The 24,009-nt window shown below is 70.4% G+C and carries 20 protein-coding genes; 16 read left to right on the top strand and 4 right to left on the bottom strand.

The window, feature by feature from the left end; translation table 11 throughout:
- Positions 1 to 6: 6 nt before the first annotated feature.
- Positions 7 to 1,374 carry a coproporphyrinogen-III oxidase family protein gene (locus VIS07_02525; GenBank protein ID HEY8514370.1) on the bottom strand — a complete coding sequence of 456 codons (1,368 nt, stop codon included), beginning with the start codon at positions 1,372 to 1,374 and terminating at the stop codon, positions 7 to 9.
- Between the two features lie 57 nt (positions 1,375 to 1,431).
- Complete coding sequence (locus VIS07_02520) at positions 1,432 to 2,673, bottom strand: glycosyltransferase family 4 protein (protein ID HEY8514369.1); 1,242 nt, start codon at positions 2,671 to 2,673, stop codon at positions 1,432 to 1,434.
- A 164-nt stretch (positions 2,674 to 2,837) separates the two neighbouring features.
- Between VIS07_02520 and radC the strand changes: the two genes are divergently transcribed.
- The gene (radC, locus tag VIS07_02515) at positions 2,838 to 3,497 is read left to right on the top strand and encodes a DNA repair protein RadC (protein HEY8514368.1); all 660 of its coding nucleotides are present in this window, start codon (positions 2,838 to 2,840) and stop codon (positions 3,495 to 3,497) included.
- A gap of 219 nt (positions 3,498 to 3,716) precedes the next feature.
- Here radC and ssb read toward each other — a convergent pair whose 3' ends face one another.
- A complete protein-coding gene (gene ssb, locus VIS07_02510) occupies positions 3,717 to 4,130 on the bottom strand; it encodes a single-stranded DNA-binding protein (protein HEY8514367.1) in 414 nt (137 codons plus the stop codon).
- Positions 4,131 to 4,352: 222 nt separating this feature from the next.
- Here ssb and VIS07_02505 point away from each other — a divergent pair, with 222 nt between their 5' ends.
- The 9 genes from VIS07_02505 to folE all read left to right on the top strand — a co-directional run bounded on the left by VIS07_02505 (position 4,353) and on the right by folE (position 14,970).
- Positions 4,353 to 6,005 carry a ribonuclease J gene (locus VIS07_02505; GenBank protein ID HEY8514366.1) on the top strand — a complete coding sequence of 551 codons (1,653 nt, stop codon included), beginning with the start codon at positions 4,353 to 4,355 and terminating at the stop codon, positions 6,003 to 6,005.
- Between the two features lie 112 nt (positions 6,006 to 6,117).
- Entirely contained in the window at positions 6,118 to 8,385 is a 2,268-nt protein-coding gene (locus VIS07_02500) for a DNA translocase FtsK 4TM domain-containing protein (GenBank protein ID HEY8514365.1), read from the top strand.
- An 8-nt stretch (positions 8,386 to 8,393) separates the two neighbouring features.
- Positions 8,394 to 9,077 carry an outer membrane lipoprotein chaperone LolA gene (lolA, locus tag VIS07_02495; GenBank protein HEY8514364.1) on the top strand — a complete coding sequence of 228 codons (684 nt, stop codon included), beginning with the start codon at positions 8,394 to 8,396 and terminating at the stop codon, positions 9,075 to 9,077.
- Positions 9,078 to 9,093: 16 nt separating this feature from the next.
- A complete protein-coding gene (locus VIS07_02490; protein HEY8514363.1) occupies positions 9,094 to 9,579 on the top strand; it encodes a YajQ family cyclic di-GMP-binding protein in 486 nt (161 codons plus the stop codon).
- Positions 9,580 to 9,585: 6 nt separating this feature from the next.
- Positions 9,586 to 10,950, top strand: coding sequence for a 30S ribosomal protein S12 methylthiotransferase RimO (gene rimO, locus VIS07_02485; protein HEY8514362.1), 1,365 nt, complete (start codon positions 9,586 to 9,588; stop codon positions 10,948 to 10,950).
- Between the two features lie 271 nt (positions 10,951 to 11,221).
- Positions 11,222 to 11,602: a TraR/DksA C4-type zinc finger protein gene (locus tag VIS07_02480; protein ID HEY8514361.1), complete on the top strand. Its 381-nt coding sequence runs from the start codon at positions 11,222 to 11,224 to the stop codon at positions 11,600 to 11,602.
- A 46-nt stretch (positions 11,603 to 11,648) separates the two neighbouring features.
- A complete protein-coding gene (locus tag VIS07_02475; GenBank protein HEY8514360.1) occupies positions 11,649 to 12,962 on the top strand; it encodes a DUF4147 domain-containing protein in 1,314 nt (437 codons plus the stop codon).
- A gap of 331 nt (positions 12,963 to 13,293) precedes the next feature.
- Positions 13,294 to 14,415, top strand: coding sequence for a homoserine kinase (locus VIS07_02470; GenBank protein HEY8514359.1), 1,122 nt, complete (start codon positions 13,294 to 13,296; stop codon positions 14,413 to 14,415).
- A gap of 3 nt (positions 14,416 to 14,418) precedes the next feature.
- Positions 14,419 to 14,970 carry a GTP cyclohydrolase I FolE gene (folE, locus tag VIS07_02465; GenBank protein HEY8514358.1) on the top strand — a complete coding sequence of 184 codons (552 nt, stop codon included), beginning with the start codon at positions 14,419 to 14,421 and terminating at the stop codon, positions 14,968 to 14,970.
- 83 nt (positions 14,971 to 15,053) lie between these two features.
- Here the strand turns inward: folE and VIS07_02460 are convergent, their stop codons facing one another.
- The gene (locus VIS07_02460) at positions 15,054 to 16,859 is read right to left on the bottom strand and encodes a TolC family protein (protein ID HEY8514357.1); all 1,806 of its coding nucleotides are present in this window, start codon (positions 16,857 to 16,859) and stop codon (positions 15,054 to 15,056) included.
- 273 nt (positions 16,860 to 17,132) lie between these two features.
- Here VIS07_02460 and VIS07_02455 point away from each other — a divergent pair, with 273 nt between their 5' ends.
- From VIS07_02455 to VIS07_02430, 6 genes are all read left to right on the top strand, one after another.
- A complete protein-coding gene (locus VIS07_02455) occupies positions 17,133 to 18,308 on the top strand; it encodes an alanine--glyoxylate aminotransferase family protein (protein HEY8514356.1) in 1,176 nt (391 codons plus the stop codon).
- A gap of 8 nt (positions 18,309 to 18,316) precedes the next feature.
- Positions 18,317 to 19,945: a phosphoglycerate dehydrogenase gene (gene serA / locus VIS07_02450; protein ID HEY8514355.1), complete on the top strand. Its 1,629-nt coding sequence runs from the start codon at positions 18,317 to 18,319 to the stop codon at positions 19,943 to 19,945.
- A gap of 19 nt (positions 19,946 to 19,964) precedes the next feature.
- A complete protein-coding gene (locus VIS07_02445) occupies positions 19,965 to 21,266 on the top strand; it encodes an adenylosuccinate synthase (protein HEY8514354.1) in 1,302 nt (433 codons plus the stop codon).
- Positions 21,267 to 21,352: 86 nt separating this feature from the next.
- Positions 21,353 to 22,273, top strand: coding sequence for an ABC transporter ATP-binding protein (locus VIS07_02440; GenBank protein ID HEY8514353.1), 921 nt, complete (start codon positions 21,353 to 21,355; stop codon positions 22,271 to 22,273).
- Positions 22,273 to 22,905: an ABC transporter substrate-binding protein gene (locus VIS07_02435; GenBank protein ID HEY8514352.1), complete on the top strand. Its 633-nt coding sequence runs from the start codon at positions 22,273 to 22,275 to the stop codon at positions 22,903 to 22,905. Before VIS07_02440 ends, VIS07_02435 begins: the two co-directional genes overlap by 1 nt.
- Before the next feature lie 6 nt (positions 22,906 to 22,911).
- Positions 22,912 to 24,009, top strand: a complete 1,098-nt coding sequence (locus tag VIS07_02430) for an ABC transporter permease (GenBank protein ID HEY8514351.1) — start codon at positions 22,912 to 22,914, stop codon at positions 24,007 to 24,009.

Genomic DNA, 24,009 nt, shown 5'->3' with positions numbered 1-24,009 from the left:
CCGCGCTCAGGCGCTCGCGGCGACCGTGCGCGCGCGGTCGCGCGACTGCCGCTCGAGGAGCCACGCGCGCGCCGAGCGCGGGTAGAAGGCGAGCGTCACGAGGTCGTAGACGAGCTTGCCGAGGTCGCTCAGCGCGAGCAGGTCGCCGCTCTCGTCGAGCAGGCCCGCGTTGCGCAGGCGGGCGAGGACCTCGCCGTACTCGTCGTCGAACGCGACGCCGAACAGGTCTGCGTAGCGCGCGCGGTCGAGCGGGCGTCCGTCGCCGAGCGAGCGCACGATGAAGAGCGTCTTGCGGTCCTCGACGTCGAGCGGGAACACGCCCGACACCGGGCTCGCGCCGCTCTCCATGCGCTCGACGTACGCGCCGAGCGTCTCCTCGTTGCGGTACACGGTGTCGCCGAGGTGCGACACGGCGCTGACGCCGACGCCGAGCTGGTGCCCCGCGCCGAAGCCGTCGACGCACGGCGCGCGGTCGTAGCGCCTGGCGCGCTCGCTCGTCTCGCGATTGAACGTGTGCCAGCGCGTCTGCACGAAGCCGAGCTCGGAGGTCACCTCGTGCACGAACGCGCGCCAGCGCACGAGGCGCTCGAGGTCGAGGCGCTCGAGCTCGCCCATCGTCGCCGCGAGCGGCGTCATCTCGTTGAGGCGCAGGTTGTAGAGGGTCAGCGCGTCGACGCCGCGCGCCGCGACGTCCTCGAGGTCGCGACGGAAGCTCGCTTCGGTCTGCGCCGGCAGCCCGTAGATGAAGTCGGCGCCGGTGATCAGCCCGCTCGCGACCAGCATGTCGACGGCGTCGAGCGCTTGCTCGCGCGAGTGGCGGCGGTGGATCGCGTCGAGCACGAGCGGGTCCATGCTCTGGATGCCGAGGCTGATGCGGTCGATGCCGTGACGGCGCAGCACGTCGAGGTGCTGCGGCAGGACCGACTCGGGCGACGACTCGACCGTGTGCGCCTCGGCGCCCTCGCGTCGCGTGCGCGCGAACAGCGCGGCGAGCACCTCGTCGAGCAGGTCGGGCGGCAAGGCGGTCGGCGTGCCGCCGCCGACGTAGAGCTGCGTCAAGTACGCGCCCGGCGTGATCCACTCGAGCTCGCGCACCAGCGCGCGGACGTAGCGCTCCATCTGCGCGCGGCTCGCCCCGATCTTCTTCGCGTAGAAGCAGAAGGAGCAGCCGTAGTTGCAGAACGGCACATGGACGTAGAGTCGCAGCGACGGCGCGTCGGGACGCGTGCGCTCGGCGCCGGCTGCCGGTCGGAACGCCGGCGCCGACAGCGGGTAGACGTGCACCGCCTCGTACGCGACGCGCAACGTCGGGCCGAGCGCCTCACGGATACGGGCGACGTCGGCGGGGCCGACGGAGATGCGGTGCTGCGTCATGAATCGGTTTGGCGGTCTATCGTCGTCCGCTCGGCGAAACAAGCCGTCCGCAAGCGATCAAGCACCGCGCGCTCGCGCGGCGGTGGTCGCGAGCGCGGACTCCCAGCCGTCGACCATGTTCGCGAACGGACGCGCCTCGGCGGCCTTGCGTCCCGCGGCCGCGATGCGTCGTCGCAGGTCGGGATCGCGCAGCAGGGCGAGCGTTCGCTCGGCGAGCGCGTCGACGTCGCCCGTCGGGAACAGCAGCCCGGTCTCGCCGTCGCGCACGACCTCGCGCGCGGCCGGAATGTCGCTCGCGACGAGAGCGCGTTCCGCGGCGTGCGCTTCGAGGTAGACCAGCGACGCTCCCTCGCGCTCGGACGGCATGACGACGACGTCGCACAGCGCGAGCACGTCCGGCATGGCGCGGAAGTCGACCGCGCCCGCGAAGCGGAAGGCGCGCTCGAGGCCGCGCGCGCGGACGTCGTCCTCGAGCGCCGCGCGGTGCGGACCGTCGCCGACGATCAGGAAGATCGCGTCGGGCACGTGGCGCACGACGCGCGCCGCCGATGCGATCAGATCACCCGGACGCTTGCCGGGCTTGAGGCTCGAGACGTGCCCGACCACCGGCGCGTCGGAGGGAATGCGCAGCTTCGCGAGCAGCGGCTCCGGCTTCGGACGAGGGCGGAAGCGCTCCTCGTCGACCGCGTTCGGCACGACCGCGCAGTCGAGGCCGAAGCGGGCGAGCGTCGCGCGCAGGTGGTGCGCGACCGCGACCCGCGCGTCGGCGGAGGCCATGTGCGCGAGGAGCTCGCTGCGCGCGTCTTCCGGGTAGCCGCCATCGGCGAAGCCGTGCGTCGGCTGGCCGTGCAGGCCGAGGACGCACGGCACGCCCCCCGCGCGACAGAGCTCGGGCACGTACCAGGCGAGTTGCTCGCGCCCGAGCAGCACGACGTCGGGACGGCGCTCCGCGATTGCGGCGGCGAATCGTGGCGCGAGCGTGCGGCGCGCGCGCTCGCGCCAGTCGCGCGGCGGCGGTGTGGCGGCGGAGCGGTACTCGGCGGCGAAGCCGTGCACGACGAGGTTCGGGACGTCCCAGACGAGGTCGTGGCGGTTCGCTTCGCTCGTCGGCTCGGCGGGCGGAGCCTCGGCGAGGACGCGCACGCGGTGGCCGCGTCGCGCGAGCGCCGGCAGCAGCGCCGCGTGAAACGTCGAGGCGCCGAACTGAAACGTCGTGACGCCGTCCGAGGTGAACGGCAGCGGCGCGATCGCGAGGACGTCGAGACGCTCGGTCGCGAGACGTCCTGCATGCGCCGTCATGCGAGACGCCTACGCGAGCTGGCGCGCGACCACAACGGTGGGCGTTGCGTCGTGCCTGGCGACGTCGCGGAGGTGGTGGGCGAGCGTCGCTCGAGTTGCGGGTGTGAGGCGCGTGGGGAGCGTGGCACGGCGTTCGCTCCCGTGCCGACACGATGCTGCACGACATGACGTCCGACGATCGGCCGCGCGAGCGGCTCGAGCGTGTGGGGATCGAGGCGCTGTCCGACCTCGAGCTGCTCGCGCTGCTGCTGCGCACCGGCAACCGCGGCGCGAGCGCGCTCGTCCTCGCGCAGCGGCTGCGCGCCCGCTACCCGCGGCTCGCCGATCTGGCGGCGGCGAGCGTGCACGAGCTCGCCGCGATCGACGGCATCGGCGCGGCGCGCGCGGCGTCGATCTGCGCGGCGATCGCGCTCGGGCGCCGCGCCGACCATCCCGAGCTCGGACGCGGCGACAAGATCGGCGGCAGCGAGGACGTCTTCCGCCACTTCCGCGGGCGGCTGTGCGGGCTCGCCCAGGAGCGCTTCTACGTTCTCATGCTCGACGGCAAGGGACGCCTGCGGCGCGAGCTGCGTGTCTCGGAGGGCACGCTCACGGCGAGCCTCGTCCACCCGCGCGAGGTCTTTCGCGCCGCGATCCGCGAGGCGGCGGCCGCGGTGATCCTCGTGCACAACCACCCGAGCGGCGACCCGACGCCGTCGCCGGAGGACGTGGCGCTGACCTCGCGGCTCGTCGCCGCCGGCGACCTGGTCGGCGTCAAGGTGCTCGACCACGTCATCGTCGGCAACGGACGCTACACGAGCTTCGTCGACAGCGGGCGGTTGTGAGGCGACGTGTGTGACGTCGCGTTGCAGAACGTTTCAGGCCCGCAACGTCGCGGTGCAGCGCGCGGTTGCGCCAGGCGGCCGCGTTGAGCGACGGCGTTACGCCGTCGCGCGGCGCAGGCGTTCGAGCGCTGCGCGCCGCGCTGCAACGGTAGGCTCGAGGTGACGCCCGCGTCACGCCGCCGTGACGCACGCGTCCCGCGGCGGCGCTACCGACCCACCTCAGAACGGAACGTCGTCCTCGCCCGGGTCCGGGCCGCCGAAGCCGCCCGGCGGCTCCATGTCGGGGATGTCGTCGCGGCGGCCGGCGCCACCGCCCAGGAAGCGCACGTCGCGCGCGATGATCTCGGTGACGTAGCGCTTGTTGCCGTCCTTGTCGTCGTAGGAGCGCGTGCGGATCTCGCCCTCGACGTACACCTCGCGCCCCTTGGAAAGGTACTTCGAGCAGGTCTCGGCCTGCGGTCCCCACACCACGATGCGATGCCACTCGGTCTGCTTCTGGCGGTTGCCATCGCGGTCCTTCCAGACGGTGTCGGTGGCGACGTTGAAGTTCGCCACGGCGCGTCCGCTCGGAACGAAGCGCAGCTCTGGATCGCTGCCAAGCCGGCCGACGATGATCGCCTTGTTCACAGACATCGCGGGGTCCTCCTGATCGGTACGCGCGACGCGCGCCGTCCCGTGCCGTCGCGTTACACCGGGCGGGCGTCGCGAGCAACGTCAACCAACTTCTGTACCACGCGACGAGCCCAACGTGAGACGTCGCGTTGACTTCCCGAAGGTCCGTCCATAGCCTCGAATACCTGGTGGAACGGTCGGGTGGTGGGGCGGACGCCCCTGCGGCACGAGGAGGTCGTTGAGATGGCGGCTCCGGTGCGCATCATTCCGCTCGGCGGCCTCGGCGAGATCGGCCTCAACATGATGCTGATCGAGTGCGAGGGGGCGGCGCTCGCGATCGACTGCGGCGTGCTGTTTCCCGAGCGCCCCGGCCTGGGCATCGATCTGCTGCTGCCCGACGTGACCTACCTGCGCGAGCGTCCCGGGCTCTTGCGCGGCGTCGTGCTGACGCACGGCCACGAGGACCACATCGGCGCGCTGCCGCGGCTGCTCGGCGAGATGCCGGTGCCGGTGTTCGGACCGCGCCTCGCGACCGCGCTGGTCAACGAGAAGCTGCGGCGCAACAAGATCGACGCCCCGCTCGAGACGGTCACGCCGGGCACGCACTTCGCGCTCGGCCCGTTCACCATCGAGCCGATCCACATGACGCACTCGATCGTCGACTCCTGCGCGCTCGCGATCGGCACGCCGCAGGGGACGATCATCCACACCGGCGACTTCAAGCTCGACCCGCGTCCGCTCGACGGCCGCGCGGCCGACGTCGAGCGTCTCGCCGAGTGGGGACGGCGCGGCGTGCTGGCGCTGATGTCGGACTCGACCAACGTCGAGCACGAGGGCGTCTGCGGCTCGGAGAGCGACGTCGGCCCGCACCTGACCGAGCTCGTGCGCACCACCGAGGGGCGCGTGCTGGTGACGACCTTCGCCTCGCACGTGCACCGCATCCAGCAGGTGCTCGACGCGAGCGAGGCGTGCGGCCGTCGCGTGACCATCGCCGGCCGCGGCTTCGAGGACTCGACGCGTCTCGCGAGCGAGCTCGGCTACCTGAAGCTGCCCAGGGGCGGGCTGATCTCGCTCGAGGACGCGCTGCGCCTGCCGCCGCGCGACGTGACCGTGCTGATCTCGGGCTCGCAGGGCGAGCCGACCTCGGCGCTGTCGCGGCTCTCGGACGGGCAGTACAAGCAGCTCACCATCACGCCGGGTGACGCGGTGATCCTGTCGTCGCGCATCATCCCGGGCAACGAGCGCTCGGTGCACGCGCTGCTCAACCGGCTCGCAAAGCGCGGCGCGATCATCCACACCGGCGAGCGCGCGCACGTCCACGTCTCGGGCCACGCCTACCGGGAGGAGCTGCGCACGATGATCCAGCTCGTGCGCCCGCAGCACTTCATCCCCGTGCACGGCGAGTACCGCCAGCTCGACGAGCACCGCCGGCTCGCCGCCGAGATGGGCATCCCGCTCGACCGCTGCCACCTGCTCGAGGACGGCGACGTCCTCGAGCTCGACGAGCACGGCGCCCGCCGGGGCGAGCGCGTGGTCGCCGGCCGGGTGCTGGTCGACGGTACGGGCGAGGGCGAGGTCGGCCCCGAGGTCCTGCGCGACCGGCGCCACCTCTCCGAGGACGGCTTCGTGGTCGCGGTGATCGCGATCCACCAGCAGACGGGCGAGGTGACCTCGGGTCCGGAGCTCATCACCCGCGGCGTGCTCGGCGAGGGCGAGAGCCCCGAGGTGCTCGACGACGCCAAGAGCGCGGTGCTAGAGAAGCTGCGCGAAATCACGCCCGAATCGCGGGCGGATCTGGTCGAGGTGGAGGAAGAGGTGCGACGGGTGCTGAAGCGCTACTTCTCGCGCACCCGCGGCCGCAGGCCGCTGATCGTGCCGCACATCTTCGAGATGTAGAGCCCCGGTCGCGGGGCAGATGGGCAGGTAGGAGGGGATGGGCCACCGCGCGGCGGCGGCACGCGGAGGGCGGCTCGGGGCCAAGCGGACCCGGGACCGCGGTGACGAGGAGATGCGGCGGTCCGCCGCGCCGGGAGGCGAGGCCCTGCACACGCTGCGCCGCGAGGCCGGCGCGGTCGGGCTCGCGGTCGGCGGGGTGATCGTCGCGCTCGCCATCGTCACCTACCAGCCCGACGCGCGCGCGAGCCTGGTCGGCCCGCTCGGCGCCGCGATGGCCGACGTGCTGGCGCAGTCGCTCGGCGTCGCCTCGTGGGCGATCCCGATCGGGCTCCTCGCCTGGGGCGTGCTGGTCTTTCTCGGACGGCTGCCGCGCGTCTCGGCGGTGCGCCTCGCGGCGGGCTTCGGCGCGCTGCTCGCGAGCGCGACCCTCTGCCAGCTCGCGATCGGCCGCTGGCGCGAGATGGAGGCCGGCGGCATCGTCGGCGGCTTTCTCTCGGCGGTGCTGCGCGAGGGCTTCGGCGACGCCGGCGCCTGGGTGATCGCGCTCGCGATCTTCGTCGTGCTGCTCGCGATCGCGACCGGGCAGTCGCTGCGCGACCTCGGTCGGACGAGCGCGCTCGGGACGGTGACGCTCGCGCGCCGCGGCGCGAGCTGGGTCGGCGAGCGGCTCACCCGCCAGCGCGAGGCGGAGGAGCACGCGGGCAACGTGATCCTGCTCGGTCCGGCGCACGTCGTCGGCGGCGGCGGCCGCGTGACGCCCCTGCCGACCCGACGGGAGAGCGAGTCGCGGCCGCAGGTCGTCGTGCAGGCGCGGCCCACGCAGCCCGCCGCGCGCGGTCGGCGCCGTCAAGTAGAATTGCCGTTCACCAGCGACCGCTCGTACTGCTTGCCCGACCTCACGATCTTCGACGAGCCGCCCGCCAAGCCCCTGGTCGTCGATCACGAGGCGCTGATCGCGAGCTCGCGCGTCCTCGAGACCAAGCTCGCGACCTTCGGCGTCGACGGCAAGGTGCGCGAGATCCACCCCGGGCCGGTGATCACGACCTACGAGTTCGAGCCCGGGCCGAGCATCAAGGTGAACCGCATCGCGGCGCTCGCCGACGACCTCGCGATGGCGATGAGCGCGCTCTCGGTGCGCATCATCGCGCCGATCCCGGGCAAGTCGGTGGTCGGCATCGAGGTGTCGAACAAGCAGCGCGAGCGCGTGCTGCTGCGCGAGATCGTCGACTCCGACGTCTTCCGCGAGTCGCCGTCGGTGCTGACGCTCGCGCTCGGCAAGGACACCAAGGGCAACCCGGTGGTGGGCGACCTCGCGCGCATGCCGCACCTCCTGGTCGCGGGCGCGACCGGCACCGGCAAGTCGGTGTTCCTGAACAGCTTGCTGACGAGCATCCTGATGCGCGCGACGCCGCGCGACGTGCGTCTCGTGCTGATCGACCCGAAGATGCTCGAGCTCAGCACCTACGAGCACATCCCGCACCTGCTCGTGCCGGTGATCACCGAGGCGCGCGCCGCGGTGACGGTGCTGAACAACCTCGTCAAGGAGATGAACGAGCGCTACCGCCTGCTGAAGGACAAGGGGGTGCGCAACCTCGAGAGCTACAACCGCCTGATCGCCGAGGAGGCGGGGCGGCCCGAGGTGATCGAGCTCGCGGACGAGGAGTCGGAAGAGGGCGAGGAGCAGGAGGAGTCGGGCGAGGAGCAGCAGGAGCGCCTGGTCCACCAGCACCTGCCGCGCATCGTCGTGATCATCGACGAGCTCGCCGACCTCATCATGACCCGGCGCGACTGCGAGGTGCCGATCACCATGCTCGCGCAGAAGGCGCGCGCGGCGGGCATCCACCTCGTGGTCGCGACTCAGCGCCCGTCGGTGGACGTCATCACCGGTCTCATCAAGGCAAATTTTCCGGCGCGCATCTCGTTCAAGGTCGCGGGCGCGGTCAACTCGCGCACGATCCTCGACAGCATTGGGGCGGAGCGCTTGCTCGGCGACGGCGACATGCTGTTCCTGCCGCCCGACAACTCGAAGCTGCAGCGTCTGCACGGCGCGTACGTCTCGGACGCCGAGATCAAGCGCATCACCGACTTCGTCCGCGGCCAGGAGCCGCAGCGCTACCAGATGGACCTGCTGCAGGACGAGGAGGAGGCGTCCGAAGGCTCCGAGCGCGACAGCGCCGACGAGCCGTACGATTCGATGTACGACGAGGCCGTGCGCATCGTCACGGAGAGCGGCAAGGCGTCGATCTCGTACGTCCAGCGGCGGCTGCAGGTGGGCTACAACCGCGCCGCCCGGATGATCGAGTGCATGGAGCGCGAGGGTGTGGTAAGTCCCGCGGATCACCGCGGGGTTCGCGAAGTTCTCGCCCCGAAACAGGGATAAAAGCTCTCGTGTCCATCATCGCATCGCTCGCGCTCCGCGCAGCGTTGGCCGTCGCCGTCGTGTCGTCGGCGGCCGCCGCCGCCGAGCCGGCGCGTGCCGCGCTGACCGCGCAGGAGGTCGTGCGTCACGTCCAGGAGCGGTACGACGAGACGCAGAACTTCACCGCCGACTTCACGCAGGAGATGCGGATCGAGGCGGGCGGCCAGGTGATCCGGTCGACGGGGACCATGTGGTTCCGCAAGCCCGGCCGCATGCGCTGGGAGTACACGAGCCCCGAGAAGCAGACGATCGTCGCCGACGGCGAGACGCTGTGGATCGATCAGCCGGCCGACAACCAGGTGCTGAAGGCGCCGCTGCGCCAGGCCTTCGAGTCGCGCACGCCGGTGTCGTTCCTGCTCGGCGTCGCGCGCATCGAGCGTGACTTCCAGGCGACGCTGCTGTCGCCGGCCGAGGACGGCTCGCTGCGTCTGCAGCTCGAGTCGAACGACTCGGAGGACGGCTCGCTCGGCTCGCTGACGCTCGAGGTCGATCCGCAGACCTACGACGTGCGAGCGGCGGTGATCCGCGACCCGCTCGGCAACACGACGCGCGTCGCGCTCGCCGGCATGAAGCGGAACGGAACGGTCGACGACTCGCTGTTCGTCTACGAGCGGCGCCCCGGCGTCGACGTGATCGAAGCCCCAACGCGCTGAACGGAGGAGTAGGTCGGTGCCATCGTTCGACGTGGTGTCGAAGGTCGACATGCAGGAAGTCGCGAACGCGCTGCAGCAGACCCGCAAGGAGGTCGAGCAGCGCTACGACTTCAAGGGCTCGAAGACCACGATCGAGCAGGAGAAGAACGTCATCAAGATCACCTCCGACAACGACTTCAAGGTGAAGGCGGTGGTCGACGTTCTGCAATCGAAGCTCGTCAAGCGCGGCGTCAATCTCAAGTCGCTCGAGTACGGCAAGGTCGAGCCCGCCGCGGGTGGTCTCGCGCGCCAGTCGATCACCATCCACCAGGGTCTCGACACCGACGCCGCGCGCGAGGTCGTCAAGCTCATCAAGGAGACCAAGCTGAAGGTCCAGGCGCAGGTGCAGGACGATCAGGTCCGCGTCACCGGCAAGCAGCGTGACGACCTGCAGAAGGTCATCCAGGCGCTGCGCGCGGCGGATTTCCGCCGGCCGCTGCAGTTCGTCAACATGCGCGACTGAGGGGACGTGACGCCGACGCCGCGCAAGGTCCACTTCGTCTCGCTCGGCTGCCCGAAGAACCTCGTCGACGGCGAGGTCATGCAGGGCATGCTGGTGCGCGAGGGGCACGAGCTCGTCCTCGACCCCGCGCAGGCCGACGTGCTGGTGGTCAACACCTGCAGCTTCATCGACGAGGCGAAGGAGGAGTCGATCGACACGATCCTCGAGCTCGCGCGCTACAAGGAAGAAGGGCGCGCGAGCCGGCTGATCGTCACCGGCTGCCTCGCCGAGCGCTACGGCACCGTGCTGCGCCAGAGCATGCCCGAGGTCGACGTCTTCGTCGGCACCGGCAACTTCCTCGAGCTGCCGAAGCTGCTCGTCGCCGACGCCCCGAAGCCGACCTACGTCGGCGCCCAGCACGTGCTGCACGAGGCGGACGCCCCGCGCATCCAGGCGACGCCGTTCTACACCTCGTTTCTCAAGATCGCCGAGGGGTGCAACCGCACCTGCTCGTTCTGCATCATCCCGAAGATCCGCGGACGGCAGGAGAGCCGCAGCATCGCGTCGCTGGTCGAGGAGGCGCGGCGTCTCGCGGACGCCGGCGTCCGCGAGCTCAGCCTGATCGCGCAGGATCTCACCAGCTACGGCACCGACCGCGACGACGGCGCGAACCTGACGCGTCTTCTCGAGGCACTGCTCGAGGTGGACGGCATCGACTGGTTCCGCCTCCTTTACATGTACCCGCAGCACGTCACCGACGAGCTGCTGCGGCTCGTCGCGCGCGAGGAGCGCATCTGCTCCTACCTCGACATGCCGCTGCAGCACGGCAGCGACCGCATCCTGCGCGCGATGCGGCGCGGCACCGCGGGCACGTCGCGGCGGCTGCGCGAGCTCGTCGCGCGCATCCGCGACCGCGTGCCCGGCGTCGTTCTGCGCTCGTCGTTCATCGTCGGCTTCCCGGGCGAGACCGAGGATGACTTCGCGGAGCTGCTCGCGTTCATCGAGGAGTGTCGTTTCGAGCGCGTTGGGGTGTTCCGCTACTCGCACGAGGAGGGTACGGCGGCGTACGAGCTCGGCGATCAGATCTCCGAGCGCGTGAAGGAGACGCGCCGGCGGCGCGCGATGCGGCTCGCGGCGCGCATTGCGCGCGAGACGAACGCGTCGCTGGTCGGGACGACGCTCCCGGTGCTGGTCTGCGGTCAGCTCGACAACGGCCGCTGGTTCGGCCGCACGCAGACGCAGGCGGCCGACATCGACGGCGTCGTCCTGCTACGCGGCCAGGCGCTGGAAGCCGGGACGATCGTGCCGGTACAAATCACACGCGCGAGCACGTACGACCTCGAGGGCGCGGTCTGCGAGCGCCCGGCCGAGAGCGCGGCCAGCGTCGCTTGACGCAGGCTGCGCACGCGCCCGCACCGGCCGTTCGGCCTGCCGGGCGTCCGAATCGATCACCGGTGCGGCGTGGCACGAAGCGTGCACCGAACCGGCCGATCGCTGCTGCGGGCCCGCAGGGGGCCCGCCGTGTGGCGCTCGGCACCATGTTGACACTGCCTGGAAGGATCCTTAACCTCCGCCGCTCCGGCGGCGCCGGCCGCGCTGCCGACTGGACACCGAAAAAATGAGAAAGGCTTTCCTGAAGAGTGCCCGTGAGTCCCTGCTGGCCATGCGGCGCCAGGTTCTCGAGGACATCGAGAACGAGACCAAGTCGAGCCGCGAGGGCCAGAAGGACGAGGGCATGGATGCCTACGACCTCGCGAGCGAGGAGCGGGATCGCGACATCAGCATGATCCTGTCGGACCGCGACCGCGCGAAGTTGCAGAGCATCGACGAGGCGCTCGAGCGCATCAACTCGGGCACCTACGGCATCTGCGAGATCTGCGAGCTCGACATCGCAGAAGAGCGCCTGAAGGCGCTGCCGTTCACCCGTACGTGCGTGACCTGCCAGGCCGAGCAGGAGCGCGAGGCGAAGCAGCAGCGGCGCCTCGACGACGATCGAGGCTACCGTCGCTTCGCGGTCGGCGAGACGGACGAGGAGCTCGGCTGATTCGGCTGCGCAGCGGGGCGTCTCGGAGAAATCCGAGACGCCCCGTGTGCGTTCGGCGCGCGACGACCTGATCGCGATCTACCGCGCCGCGATCGACGCCGTCGACCCGGAGCGGCTGGTCCGCGGTCGACTCGAGCGTCGCGGTGCGCGGCTCGCGATCGCGCTCGGCCGGGAACGGGTTCTCACGCCGCGTCTCGATCGCGTCTGGGTCGCCGGCGCCGGCAAGGCCGCGCTCGCGATGGCGCGCGCCGTCGCGACGATCGCCCCCGAGGTGAGCGGCGTCGTGATCGCGCCCGCGGCCGTCGTCGGTCCGCGCGGCACGCGCCTCGGGCGGATCCACGTCTTGCCGGGGGACCACCCGGTGCCGGGGCGGCGGAGCTACGCGTCGACGCGACGCCTGCTCGTGGCGCTGTCGCGCGCGCCGCGCGATGCGACCGTGCTCTTTCTGCTGAGCGGCGGCGCCTCGGCGCTGCTCGCGGCTCCGGCGCCCGGTGTGACGACCGCCGACAAGAGCGCGCTGAACCGTTGGCTTCTTCGCTGCGGCGCGGACATCGCGACGATGAACGCGGTGCGCAAGCACGTCTCGGCGGTGAAGGGCGGGGGGCTCGTGCGTCTCGCTGCGCCGCGCACGGTGGTGACGCTGGCGCTCTCGGACGTCCCCGGTGACGACCTCTCGGTCATCGGGTCGGGGCCCGGCGTCCCCGACCCGACCACTTTCGCCGATGCGATCGAGCGGCTGCGCGCCGTCGCACCGATGGGAAGGGGCGTGCCGCGGCGCGTCTGGCAGCGCCTCGTCGACGGTGCGGCGGGTCGCGGCCCCGAGGAGACGCTCAAACCGCGCGATCCGGCGGCGCGCCGTGCGCTCGCGGTGGTGATCGGCTCGAACCGCACGGCGCTGACCGCGGCGGCGCGCGCCGCCCGCCGGCTGGGCTACCGCGTCGTGCGCCGGCGTGCGACGCTGCGCGGCGAGGCCGCGGAGGTCGCACGACGTCTGGTCGAGGAGCTGCCGGATGCTCCCGGACCGGTCTGCTTGCTCGCCGGCGGCGAGACGCACGTCACCGTCGGTGACGCGCGCGGCCTCGGTGGTCGCTCGCAGGAGCTGGCGCTGGCCGCGGCGGAAAGGCTCGCGGGTCGCGACTGGACGCTCCTCGCGGCGGGCACCGACGGCATCGACGGACGCACCGACGCGGCGGGCGCGTTCTGCGACGGCACCACGCTGCGGCGCGGCGGGCGGCGCGCGGCCGAGCGGGCGCTGCGCGAGCACGACACGTATCCTTTCTTTGCCCGCATCGGAGATCTGTTTCGTCCGGGAGCGACCGGCACCAACGCCATGGACGTCGTCATCGCGCTGCGTCGTTGATCGTGAATGCCCACGACGGAGCGCGCATTCGAGAGACGTCGTTATACTTCCGATGCGGCGCGTTAGATAGCGATTCCTCTATTGACAGTTTTTTTTGATTCTACTAGAGTCCTCGCGACTTGGTCCGGACAAACAGCATGTCACCGACGCGAGACCTCGTCGCGGAGGTGACCGCGGCCCCGATTGTCGCCCCGCCGTTCGGTGGTGCGCGATGAAACCGTCGCTCTCGCCACAGCGCCTGCCATCCGAATCCACCCCGGTGATTGGTCAGTCCCGCGAGCCGCTTCCGCGGCCCGATTTGCGGCAAGATCGACAGGATCGACAGGAACGGATGGATCTTCTGGACAACAGCGAGCTCGCCGAGATCGCGGAGGATTACGGGCTCGGACGCGTCGTGTCGGTGACGCCGGCGCCCGAAGGGTGGACGCGGCGCGGCAACCACCAGACGAACCTGCTGCTCGACACGGCGCGCGGCAAGGTGATCGTCCGCTTCGACGAGGTGAAGGGCGAGCTCGAGGTCAAGCGCGAGGTCGACCTGCTGCTCTACCTGCGCAAGCACGGCTTCCCGTGCCCGCAGCCGCTCCCCGATCGCAAGGGACGCTACTACCGCGACGCGCACGGCGCGTGCCTGATCGTCTACAAGCACATCGACGGACGCCGTCCGACGGTCGACGCGCTGACGCCGGCGCAGATCGAGAACATCGGCCGCGCCCTCGCAGATCTGCACGTCGTCGGTAAGGGTTACAAGAAGGGGATCGACAACCGCTTCAGCTTCGAGCGCGTCGCCGACCTCTACCACGAGGTGCGCGGCCAGCTGCCGCCGTACTTCAAGAAGATCACCCGCACGCTCGACGAGGAGGTCGAGTACCTCGGCAGCTACCTCGAGGGGAAGCTGCCCAAGGGCGTGATCAACGGCGACCTCTTCGAAGAGAACCTGCTGGTCAAGGGCGACAAGCTCGTCGGCATGCTCGACTTCGAGGCGGCGTGCCGCGGCAAGTTCATCTTCGACCTCGCGACCGCGGTGAACGCGGTCTGCTTCACCGACGGCAAGTACGACCTCAAGCGCTTCGAGTCGCTGATCGCCGGCTACGAGTCGGTGCGCACGCTGTCGCTCGCCGAGTGGGACGCGTTCCCGAACGAGCTGCGCTTCTCGGCGCTGCGCTTCACCGTGACGCGGCTGCGCGAGGTGCTGGCGCTGCCCGACGCCGAGCTCGGGCTCGCGGCGATCACCCAGGAGCGCGGCTCCGCGACCCGCGCCGAGGACCGCAGCTCGCCGGGCGCCGAGCTGCGCATCCGCGTCGCGCGCGGCTTCCAGGATTTCTTCGACCGCTTGTCGATCCTGCGTCGCGAGCGCGAGGGCGGCATGGAGCCGATGCTGCTCGCGATGGCGACCGGGTACGATTACCGCAAGTACCAGAAGGTGAAAGCGGTCGAGAAGAAAGGTAGCAAGTAGGGCGTGGAGCCCTTCCTGCGGGAGATCCTGAAGCAGCTCGGTGAGGATCCCGAGCGCGAGGGTCTCCAGAAGACCCCCGCGCGCGTCGCGCGCGCTCTGCGCGAGCTCACCCGCGGGTACCACGAGGATCCCGAGAAGATCATCAACGGAGCCCTCTTCACCGAGGACTACTCCGAGATGATCATCATGAAGGATGTGGACTTCTTCTCGCTGTGCGAGCACCACATCCTGCCGTTCTTCGGCAAGGCGCACATCGCCTACCTGCCGAAGGGCAAGATCGTCGGGATCTCGAAGCTCGCGCGCCTGGTCGACGTCTACGCCCGTCGCCTGCAGGTCCAGGAGCGCATGACGACGCAGATCGCGTCGCTGCTCATGGAGAAGCTGAAGCCCGAGGGCGTCGCGGTCGTGGTCGAGGCGGAGCACCTGTGCATGCGCATGCGCGGCGTCGAGAAGCAGAACTCGTACGTCGTGACGAGCGCGATGTTCGGCGTGTTCCGCGAGCGTCAAGAAACGCGCGACGAGTTCATGACGCTGATCGGGCACCGCCGCGGCTGACGCGCGCCGGCTCGTTCCTCGCTACGCCGCTTCGCTGCGCACGCCGTCGTGTCGGGCGACGTGTCGCGACCCGCGCGCCGCGCTCAGAACTTCGCCCACCAGGGCGTGATCGTGTCGCCGCGGTCCGCGACCGTGACGTTGAACCGCTCGAGCAGCGTCCCCTGCGCACGCTCGAGCGCCGCGAGCGAGTTGTTGTAGTCGATCACCGCCTGGATCTCGGCGAGGCGCGCGCGTGCGACCTGATCCTGGAAGATCAGCAGGTCGGTGGTGGTCACCATGCCGACGTCGTAGCGCTTGGTCTGGTTGCGCAGGTTCTCCTCGCTGAGCTCGCGCGCGACGCGGGTCTGCGCGATGCGCTGCAGGTTGGAGATCACGTCGCCGACGGTCTGCCCGACCTCGAGCGCGACGTCCGACACCGTCTGCCGGTAGCTGAACAGCGCCTGCGTCTCCTGGATCTTGCTCTGCGTGTAGGCCGCCTTCGCCGCAGCGTTGCCGATCGGGACCTCGATGCGCACGCCGCCCTGGTAGTAATAGGTATCGCCCTCGAACATCCGGCCGAGCGCGTCGCCGTAGGTGCCGCCGAACGGGCTGAAGATGATCACGCCGGGGTTGTCGGGGTTCTGCACCGGGACGGCGTTGCCGCTCAGCGAGTTGATGCCGTAGACGCCGTAGAGGTCGAGCCGCGGCAGCAGCTGGTTCTTGTTCAGCGCGACGTTGAGCTCGTTGGTCTGCAGCGCGAGGCGCGCGGCGATGATCTCCGGGCGCTTCTCGAGCGCGATCGCGAGCGACTGGTCGAAGTCGGCGGCGACGCGATCGACGACCGGCTGATCGATGGGCTCGACCGGACGCGGGAAGCCGTTCGGATCGCCGGTCGGCATGTACACGAGCTGGCGCAGCCGCCGACGCGCCTGGCCGAGCGCGTTGGTCGCGACGATCACCTCTTCCTCGCGCCGCGCCGCCTCGGCCTCGCTCTCCTTGATCGCGACCGGCGGCAGCACGCCGACGTCGACGCGGATCTGGTTGTCGCGCACCGTCTGGCGGGCGAGCTCGAGCGAGGCCTGCAGCACCGCGAGCTGCTCGGTGAGGCGCACGACGTCCCAGTACGCCTGGATCACCTGGGTGATGAAGTTCGCGACGTTCGCGCGATACTGCGCGATCGCGGCGTCGGTCGCGGTCTCCGCGATGCGGATGTTGAGCCGCGAGAAATAGAGGCCGAAGCCGCGCAGCAGCGGCTGGTTCAGGCTGAGCAGCGCTTCGGGCGCGTACTGCGGCACGAGCCCCTGGAAGCGCGAGTCGGTGACCAGGCGGTTGTTGTTCCACTCGAGGCGCAGGAGGCCGCCCGAGAGCAGCTGCTTCTGCGCGAAGAAGTTCCAGTTGCGGTTGGTCGTCGCGAGCAGCGTCGCGCCCTGCAGCACCGAGCCCGCGGGAACCTTCAGACGATCGAGGTTCAGGTCGGCGCCGATGATCGGATCGAACTGGGCCTGCGCCGCGAGGATGCCCGCGTTCTCGACGCTCGGCGTGAGCGACTGGCTGATCAGCCCCGGGTTGTTCTGGATCGCGGCGAGCACCGCCTCGCGCAGCGTGAGCCGAGCCGGCGCCGACGCGAACACCGAGCCGACGTCGGGCGTTCCCGGCAGCGGCCCGAGCGGCGGCGTGAACTGCGCGCGCAGCGTCTCCCAGATCGACGGGATGCGCTCGTCTTCTTCGCGCAGCTCCGCGGTGGGTCCGGCGTCGATGGTGCCGTCGCTCGCGTCGGAAGCGCCTTCGTTCGCGTCGGCGGTTCCGCTCGCGGCGGTCTCCGTTCCGGCCGCGCTCTCCGCCCCGCCTGCCGCTCCTGCCGCGCCCCCCTGCGCGAGCGCTTCGCCGTACAGCAGCGCAGCCGTCGCCACCAACGCGATCGCTGCGACGGCGCCACGGTGAAGTGCTGCCCCCGCACGCCTCAACGATTCGCGCACGATTCCCCCGCGTATCGGCGCATGCCCATGATGTCAACCGACGGATGGCGCGAAGTCGCATGCGTCGCGCGTGCGCGTGCGACGATTTCGTCGCGCGTGGAGCCGTCTTGACGCGCCCGGCCGACCTTCGCTAGCCAGCCACGGCCGCAGCGACGCCTTCGCGAAGCGCGAATTGCTCGCGACGCGCGCAGTGGTAGGTTGACGCCGATGAGCTCCGTCCCACACAAGAAGTACCTTCTCGCCCCTGGTCCGACGCCCGTACCGGCAGAGGTTCTGCTGCGGATGGCGTCGCCGACGATCCATCACCGCACGCCGGAGTTCGAGGCCGTCGTCGCTTCGGTCCGCGAGCAGCTGAAGCAGGTCTTCCAGACCTCGCAGGACGTCATCACCCTCGCCGCGTCGGGCACCGGCGCGATGGAGGCGGGCGTCGTCAACACGCTGTCGCCCGGCGACGCCGTGCTGTGCGTGAACGGCGGCAAGTTCGGCGAGCGCTGGTTGAAGATCTGCAAGACCTACGGGCTCGACGCCGAGGAGCTGAAGGTCGAGTGGGGACGTCCCGTCGACCCGGCGCAGATCGAGGCCGCGCTGAACCGCCGTCCCGAGATCCGCGCCGTGCTCGTCCAGGCGAGCGAGACCTCGACCACGGTGCTGCACCCGATCGAGGCCATCGCGCGCATCACGCGCGAGCGCGACACGCTGCTGATGGTCGACGGCATCACCGCGGTCGGCGTCACCGACATCCCGATGGACCGCTGGGGCATCGACGTGCTCGTGTCCGGCTCGCAGAAGGCGTTCATGCTGCCGCCGGGTCTCGCCTTCATCGCGCTCTCCGAGCGCGCCTGGAAGGTGACCGAGACCGCGAAGCTGCCGCGCTTCTACTTCGACCTCCGCCGCGAGCGCGACAACCTGCACAAGAACACGACCGCGTACACGCCGGCGATCAACCTGATGTACGGCCTCAGCCAGGCGCTCGACATGATCCTCGGCGAGGGCCTGCAGAATCTGTTCGCGCGCTTCGCGCGTCTCGGCGAGGCGACGCGCGCCGGCGTGAAGGCGCTCGGTCTGAAGCTCGTCGCGCCCGAGTCGCCGAGCCCCGCCGTGACCGGCATCTACACGCCGGAGGGGATGAACAGCGGCGAGGTGCAGAAGTACATGCGCTACTCGCTCGGCGTCGAGGTCGCGGGCGGGCAGGATCAGTTCAAGGGCAAGATCCTGCGGCTCGCGCACCTGGGCTTCATCGACAACTTCGACATCGTCACCTGCATCGCGGCCCTCGAGTTCGCGCTCGCGCGCTTCGGCCACCCGGTCGAGTACGGACGCGGCGTCGGTGCGGCGCAAGCGGTGCTCGCGACCGGTCTGCCGGCCGCGGGCGCCAAGTCCTGAGCGCGGCGATGGCAGCGAAGTACCGCGTTCTGGTTTCGGAGAAGCTCGCCCCGGAGGGTCTCGAGATCCTCCGCCGCGAGCCGGAGATCGAGGTCGTCGAGCGTCCGCCGCTCAAGGGCCCGGAGCTCGCGGCGGAGATCGGCGACTTCGACGCGCTGATCGTCCGCAGCGGCGCCAAGGTGACCGCCGAGGCGATCGCCGCCGCGAAGCGCCTCAAGGTGATCGGCCGCGCCGGCATCGGCGTCGACAACATCGACGTCCCGGCGGCGACCCGCCGCGGCATCGTGGTGATGAACACGCCCGGCGGCAACAACGTCACCACCGCCGAGCACGCGATCGCGCTGCTGCTCGCGTCCGCGCGCCACATCCCGCAGGCGAACGCCTCGCTGCGCGAGGGCAAGTGGGAGCGCTCGAAGTTCACCGGCATCGAGATCACCGGCAAGACGCTCGGCGTGATCGGCCTCGGCAACATCGGCCGCATCGTCGCCGACCGCGCCTGCGGGCTCTCGATGAAGGTGATCGCGTACGACCCGTTCGTCACCGCCGAGACCAAGCCGCTCGGCGTCGACCTGGTGTCGCTCGAGGAGCTCTACGAGCGCTCGGACTTCGTCACGGTGCACGTGCCGCTGACGAACGAGACCCGCGGCCTGATCGACGCCGCCGCGATCGCGCGCATGAAGCCCGGCGTGCGGATCATCAACTGCGCGCGCGGCGGCATCGTCGACGAGCAGGCGGTCGCGGATGCGATCCGCGAGGGCAAGGTCGCGGGCGCTGCCTTCGACGTCTTCGCCGAGGAGCCGCCGCCCGCCGATCATCCCCTGATCTCGCTCCCGCAGGTGGTCGCGACGCCGCACCTCGGCGCGTCGACCGGCGAGGCGCAGACCAACGTCGCGATCGCCATCGCGGAGCAGGTGACCGCGTTCCTCCTGCGCGGCGCGATCTCCGCGGCGGTCAACATGCCGGCGATCACGCCGGAGCAGCGCGAGCTGCTGATGCCGTTCCTGCGGCTGGGCGAGAAGCTCGGCTCGCTCACCGCGCAGCTCGGCGGGCTCGACGGGCGCGGTGCGCGTGGAGGGAGCGGCGCGCCGGTCGAGGTCGCGATCGAGTACCGCGGCGACGTCGCGGAGCTCGGCACCAAGACGGTCACCGCCGCCATCCTGCGCGGCCTCCTGGTGCCGATCCTGGGCTCCGACCTGAACTACGTGAGCGCGCCGGTGATCGCGCGCGAGCGCGGCATCGACGTGCGCGAGACGGTGTCGACGCAGCCGAGCGACTTCCGCAACCGCGTCGCCGTCAAGGTGCGCTTCGCGTCGGGCGCGACGCACGAGGTCGCCGGTGCGGTGTTCGGACACAGCACGATCCGTCTCGTCAAGCTCAACGATTTCTTCCTCGAGGCGGTGCCCGAGGGCTACATCCTGATGCTGCACAACCACGACGTCCCGGGCGTCGTCGGACGCGTTGGGACGCTGCTCGGTCAGCACAAGGTCAACATCGCCGGTCTCGAGCTGGGCCGCGAGAAGATCGGCGGTCGGGCCGTGTCGCTGTTCCACGTCGACGACCCGGTGCCGGAGCCGGTCCTCGAGGAGCTGCGGAAGGTGCCGGAGATCATCTCCGCGGCGCTGATCCACCTCGAGTAGGCGAGGGCGGAGGTACGCGGTGTCAGCACTCGTCATCGTCGGCGCGCAGTGGGGCGACGAAGGGAAGGGCAAGGTCGTCGACTTGTTCGCGGCGCACGCGGACGTCGTCGCCCGCTTCCAGGGCGGGAACAACGCCGGCCACACGCTGGTCGTCGGCAACGAGCGCGAGCGCACCGTCGTCCACCTGATCCCCGCCGGCGTGCTGCACCACCAGACGACCTGCGTGATCGGCAACGGCGTGGTGATCGATCCCGCGGTGCTGTGCGGTGAGATCGACGAGCTGCAGAAGCGCGGCTACCTGTCCGATCCCGCGCAGCTCAAGATCGACGAGCGCGCGCACCTCATCCTGCCGGTGCACCGCCAGCTCGACCTCGCGCGCGAGGAGCGCCTCGGCGCGAACAAGATCGGCACCACCGGGCGCGGCATCGGTCCCTGCTACGAGGACAAGATGGCGCGCCGCGGGCTGCGCGTCGTCGACCTCTTCGACCCGGAGTACTTCCGAGAGCGCGCGGAGCGGCTGCTCGCCGAGCGCAACTTCGAGCTGTCGAAGCTCTACGGCTGGCCGCCGATCGACCTCGACGAGATGTGCCGCGAGTACCTCGGCTACGCGGAGCGCCTGCGTCCGCACGTCACGGACACCGCGCTCTACCTCTCGGAGCAGGTCGCGGCGGGCCGACGCGTGCTGTTCGAGGGCGCGCACGGCTCGATGCTCGACATCGACCACGGCACGTACCCGTTCGTGACCTCGTCGAACATCGTCTCCGGCGCGGTCGGCACGGGCGCGGGCATCCCGCCGCGCGCGGTGAGCCGCGTGCTCGGCATCTCGAAGGCGTACACGACCCGCGTCGGCGGCGGTCCGTTCCCGACCGAGCTCGACGACGAGGTCGGGCAGAAGCTGCGCGAGGTCGGCGACGAGTTCGGCGCGACCACGGGGCGTCCGCGGCGCTGCGGCTGGTTCGACGCGGTGGTCGTGCGGCAGGCGGCGCGTCTGTCGGGGATGTCGGGGCTCGCGATCACCAAGCTCGACGTGCTCTCCGGGCTGCCGAAGCTCAAGATCGCGGTCGCGTACGACTGCGAGGGCGTCCGCACGGAGACCGTGCCGGCGGGGGCGCGCGCGTTCGCGGCGGCCCGCCCGATCTACGAGGAGCTCGACGGCTGGGCCGAGGGGCTCGGCCAGGTGCGCCGCTTCGAGGATCTGCCGCCGGCGGCGCGGCGCTACATCGCACGCATCGAGGAGCTCACCGCGACGCCGGTGACCCTGATCTCGGTCGGCGCGGAGCGCGAAGAGACCATCCTTCTGCGCGACCCGTTCCTGCTGTGAGCGCGACGCTATCTTGCGCGAAGAACTGACCACCAATTGACCCCATCCCAGGGGACGGATACGGCTCGAAGGGGATGGCCGCGGCCGTGGTGACGAAGAACCTTCGCCGCTCCTACGACGGCCGCGAGGCGGTTCGGGGGGTGTCGCTGGAGGTCAACGAGGGGGAGATCTTCGGCCTGCTCGGACCGAATGGTGCGGGCAAGACGACGACGCTGTCGATGATCTCGACGCGCATCCGTCCGACCGACGGCGACGCGTGGGTGTTCGGCAAGCACGTCGTGCGCGAGGTGCACGCCGCGCGCCGCTTGCTGAACGTCGCGCCGCAGGAGGAAGCGCTCTACCCGTCGCTCACCGCCGCCGAGAACCTCGAGTTCTTCGCGCGCCTCTACGGCGTGCCGGCGGCCGAGCGTCCGAAGCGCATCGCCGAAGCGCTCGACGCCGTCGAGCTCACGAGCCGCAAGGACGATCGCGTCGCGACCTACTCGGGCGGCATGCGTCGGCGACTGAACCTCGGCTGCGCGCTGGTCAGCGGGCCGCGCCTCGTGCTGCTCGACGAGCCGACCGTCGGCGTCGACCCGCAGTCGCGCGTGCACATCTTCGAAGCCGTCCGGCGGCTGCGCGCGCAGGGGGTCACGATTCTTTACACGACGCACTACCTTGCCGAGGCCGAGGACCTGTGCGACCGCATCGCGATCATGGACGAGGGCAACGTGGTCGCGCTCGGCACCGTCCCGGAGCTGCTCGGCCTGTCGAAGACCAGCGAGGTGATCGAGCTGCGCTTGCGGCAGCCGGCGCCGCGCGTCGACGTCTCCTCGGTCGAGGGCGTGCAGCGCTGCGAGCAGAGCGGTCCGCTGCTGCGCGTCTACACCTCGCGCGCCGAGGAGGTCCTGCCCCGCTTGATGTGCAACCGTCCGGACCTGCAGGGGTTGATCGTGCAGGTCCGCGTCGCGCCGGTCTCGCTCGACACGGTGTTCATCGAGCTGACCGGGAAGGATCTGAGGGACTAGTGAACCAGCTGGTGAACCACCGCCGCGCGAGGGGCTTCGTGCTCGCGCTCGCTGCGGCCGCCGTCGTGGCGCTCGCCCCCGCGTACGTCGTCGCGCAGGGCGACTCGCCGATGGAGACCGTGCGCAAGACGCTGAGCGCGTCGAACAAGATCGTCACGGGCACCGGCGACCACAACACCAAGCTCGCGAAGCTCAAGGAGCTGCTGCGCGGCTTCCTCGACACCGACGCCCTCGGCTACAAGTCGATCGGCAAGCACATCGACGGCAAGACCGAGGCGCAGAAGCGCGAGTTCCTCGACCTGTTCCGCGAGCTCTTCATCCGCACCTACGTGCAGCGGCTGCTGCTCTTCGAGGCGCCCGACTTCGAGTACGGGGCCGAGAAGGTGAGCGGCGATAAGGCGACGGTGAACACCTTCATCGTCACGCCGCGCGACAAGTTCGCCGTCGACTACGACCTCGAGCGCAAGTCCAAGGGCTGGATCGCCACCGACATCCGGATCGAGGGCGTCAGCCTGGCGGAGAACTTCAAGTCGCAGTTCGATCGGGCGCTCGCCAAGCGGTCGTTCGACGAGCTGCTGACGCAGCTGCGCAACAAGTTGAAGAGCGGCGATTCGAGCGGCGGGACCGACTGACGGCGCATGGTTGCGGTCTTCCTCAAGGACCTGCGGCTGATCTTCCGCGACCGCTGGGCGCTGCTGTTCTTCATTCTCGTCCCGATCGTCGTCATCTCGATCATCGCGAGCGCGCTGTTCGACAGCGACGAGGGGCAGAAGCTCACCATCCCGATCGTCAACGACGACCAGGGGCCGGTCGCGAGCTCGTTCATCAAGCTGCTGTCGAAGCACGCCGACCCGGTGGAGATGCCGCGCGAGGCGGCGATCCGCATGGTCCGCGACCAGAACCGGGCGCCGGCGGCGATCGTCTTCCCGGAGGGCATGAGCAAGGCCTACCTGCAGGGCCGGCCGAGCGAGATCACGCTGCTCACCGACCCGGCGCAGGCCGTCGACCTGAACCAGGTCAAGGTGCTGTTGCTGCTGATGGACAAGGACGCGGCAGCGCTCGCCGACCCGCTGGCCGAAGACCGCATCGTGATGAAGGAGCAGAACCTGACGGGGAACCGCATCTCCGTCACGTCCTTCGAGCAGAACGTCCCCGGCTTCTCGATCATGTTCGTGCTGCTCGCGGTCATCTTCTCGACCGCGATGGGGCTGCACGACGAGCGCGACTGGGGAACTCTCCCACGGCTGCTGGTCGCCCCCGCGGGCTTCACCTGGATGCTGATCGGCAAGCTCGGCGCCCGCTTCGTGATGGGCGTCGTGCAGATGCTGGTCCTGTTCATCTGGGGCCACTTCGTGTTCAACGTCTCGCTCGGCTCGTCGGTGCTGGCGTTCTTCCTGCTGACCTGCGCGGTGGTGTTCGTCTGCGTTTCGCTCGGGCTCGTGATCGCCGGCATCGCGCGCACCCGCGAGCAGACCCAGCCGATGAGCCTCGCGGTGGTGATGGCCTTCTCGGCGCTCGGCGGCCTCTGGTGGCCGCAGTCCATCACGCCGGAGTGGATGCGCGAGATCTCGCCAATCGTCTTCACCACGTGGGCGATGCGTGGCATGAACGACCTGGTGCTACGCGGCCGTGGCCTGGCGGCGATCGTCGAGCCGGTGTCGGTGCTGCTGCTCTACGGGCTCGTGACGTTGGCGATCGGGCTGTGGTTGTTCCGCACCAGACACAGCGCGCGGTGA

This window comes from Candidatus Binatia bacterium, assembly GCA_036563615.1.
Classification (GTDB): Bacteria; Desulfobacterota; Binatia; order UBA12015; family UBA12015; genus DATCMB01.
This window is presented reverse-complemented; position numbering and strand designations above follow the sequence as displayed.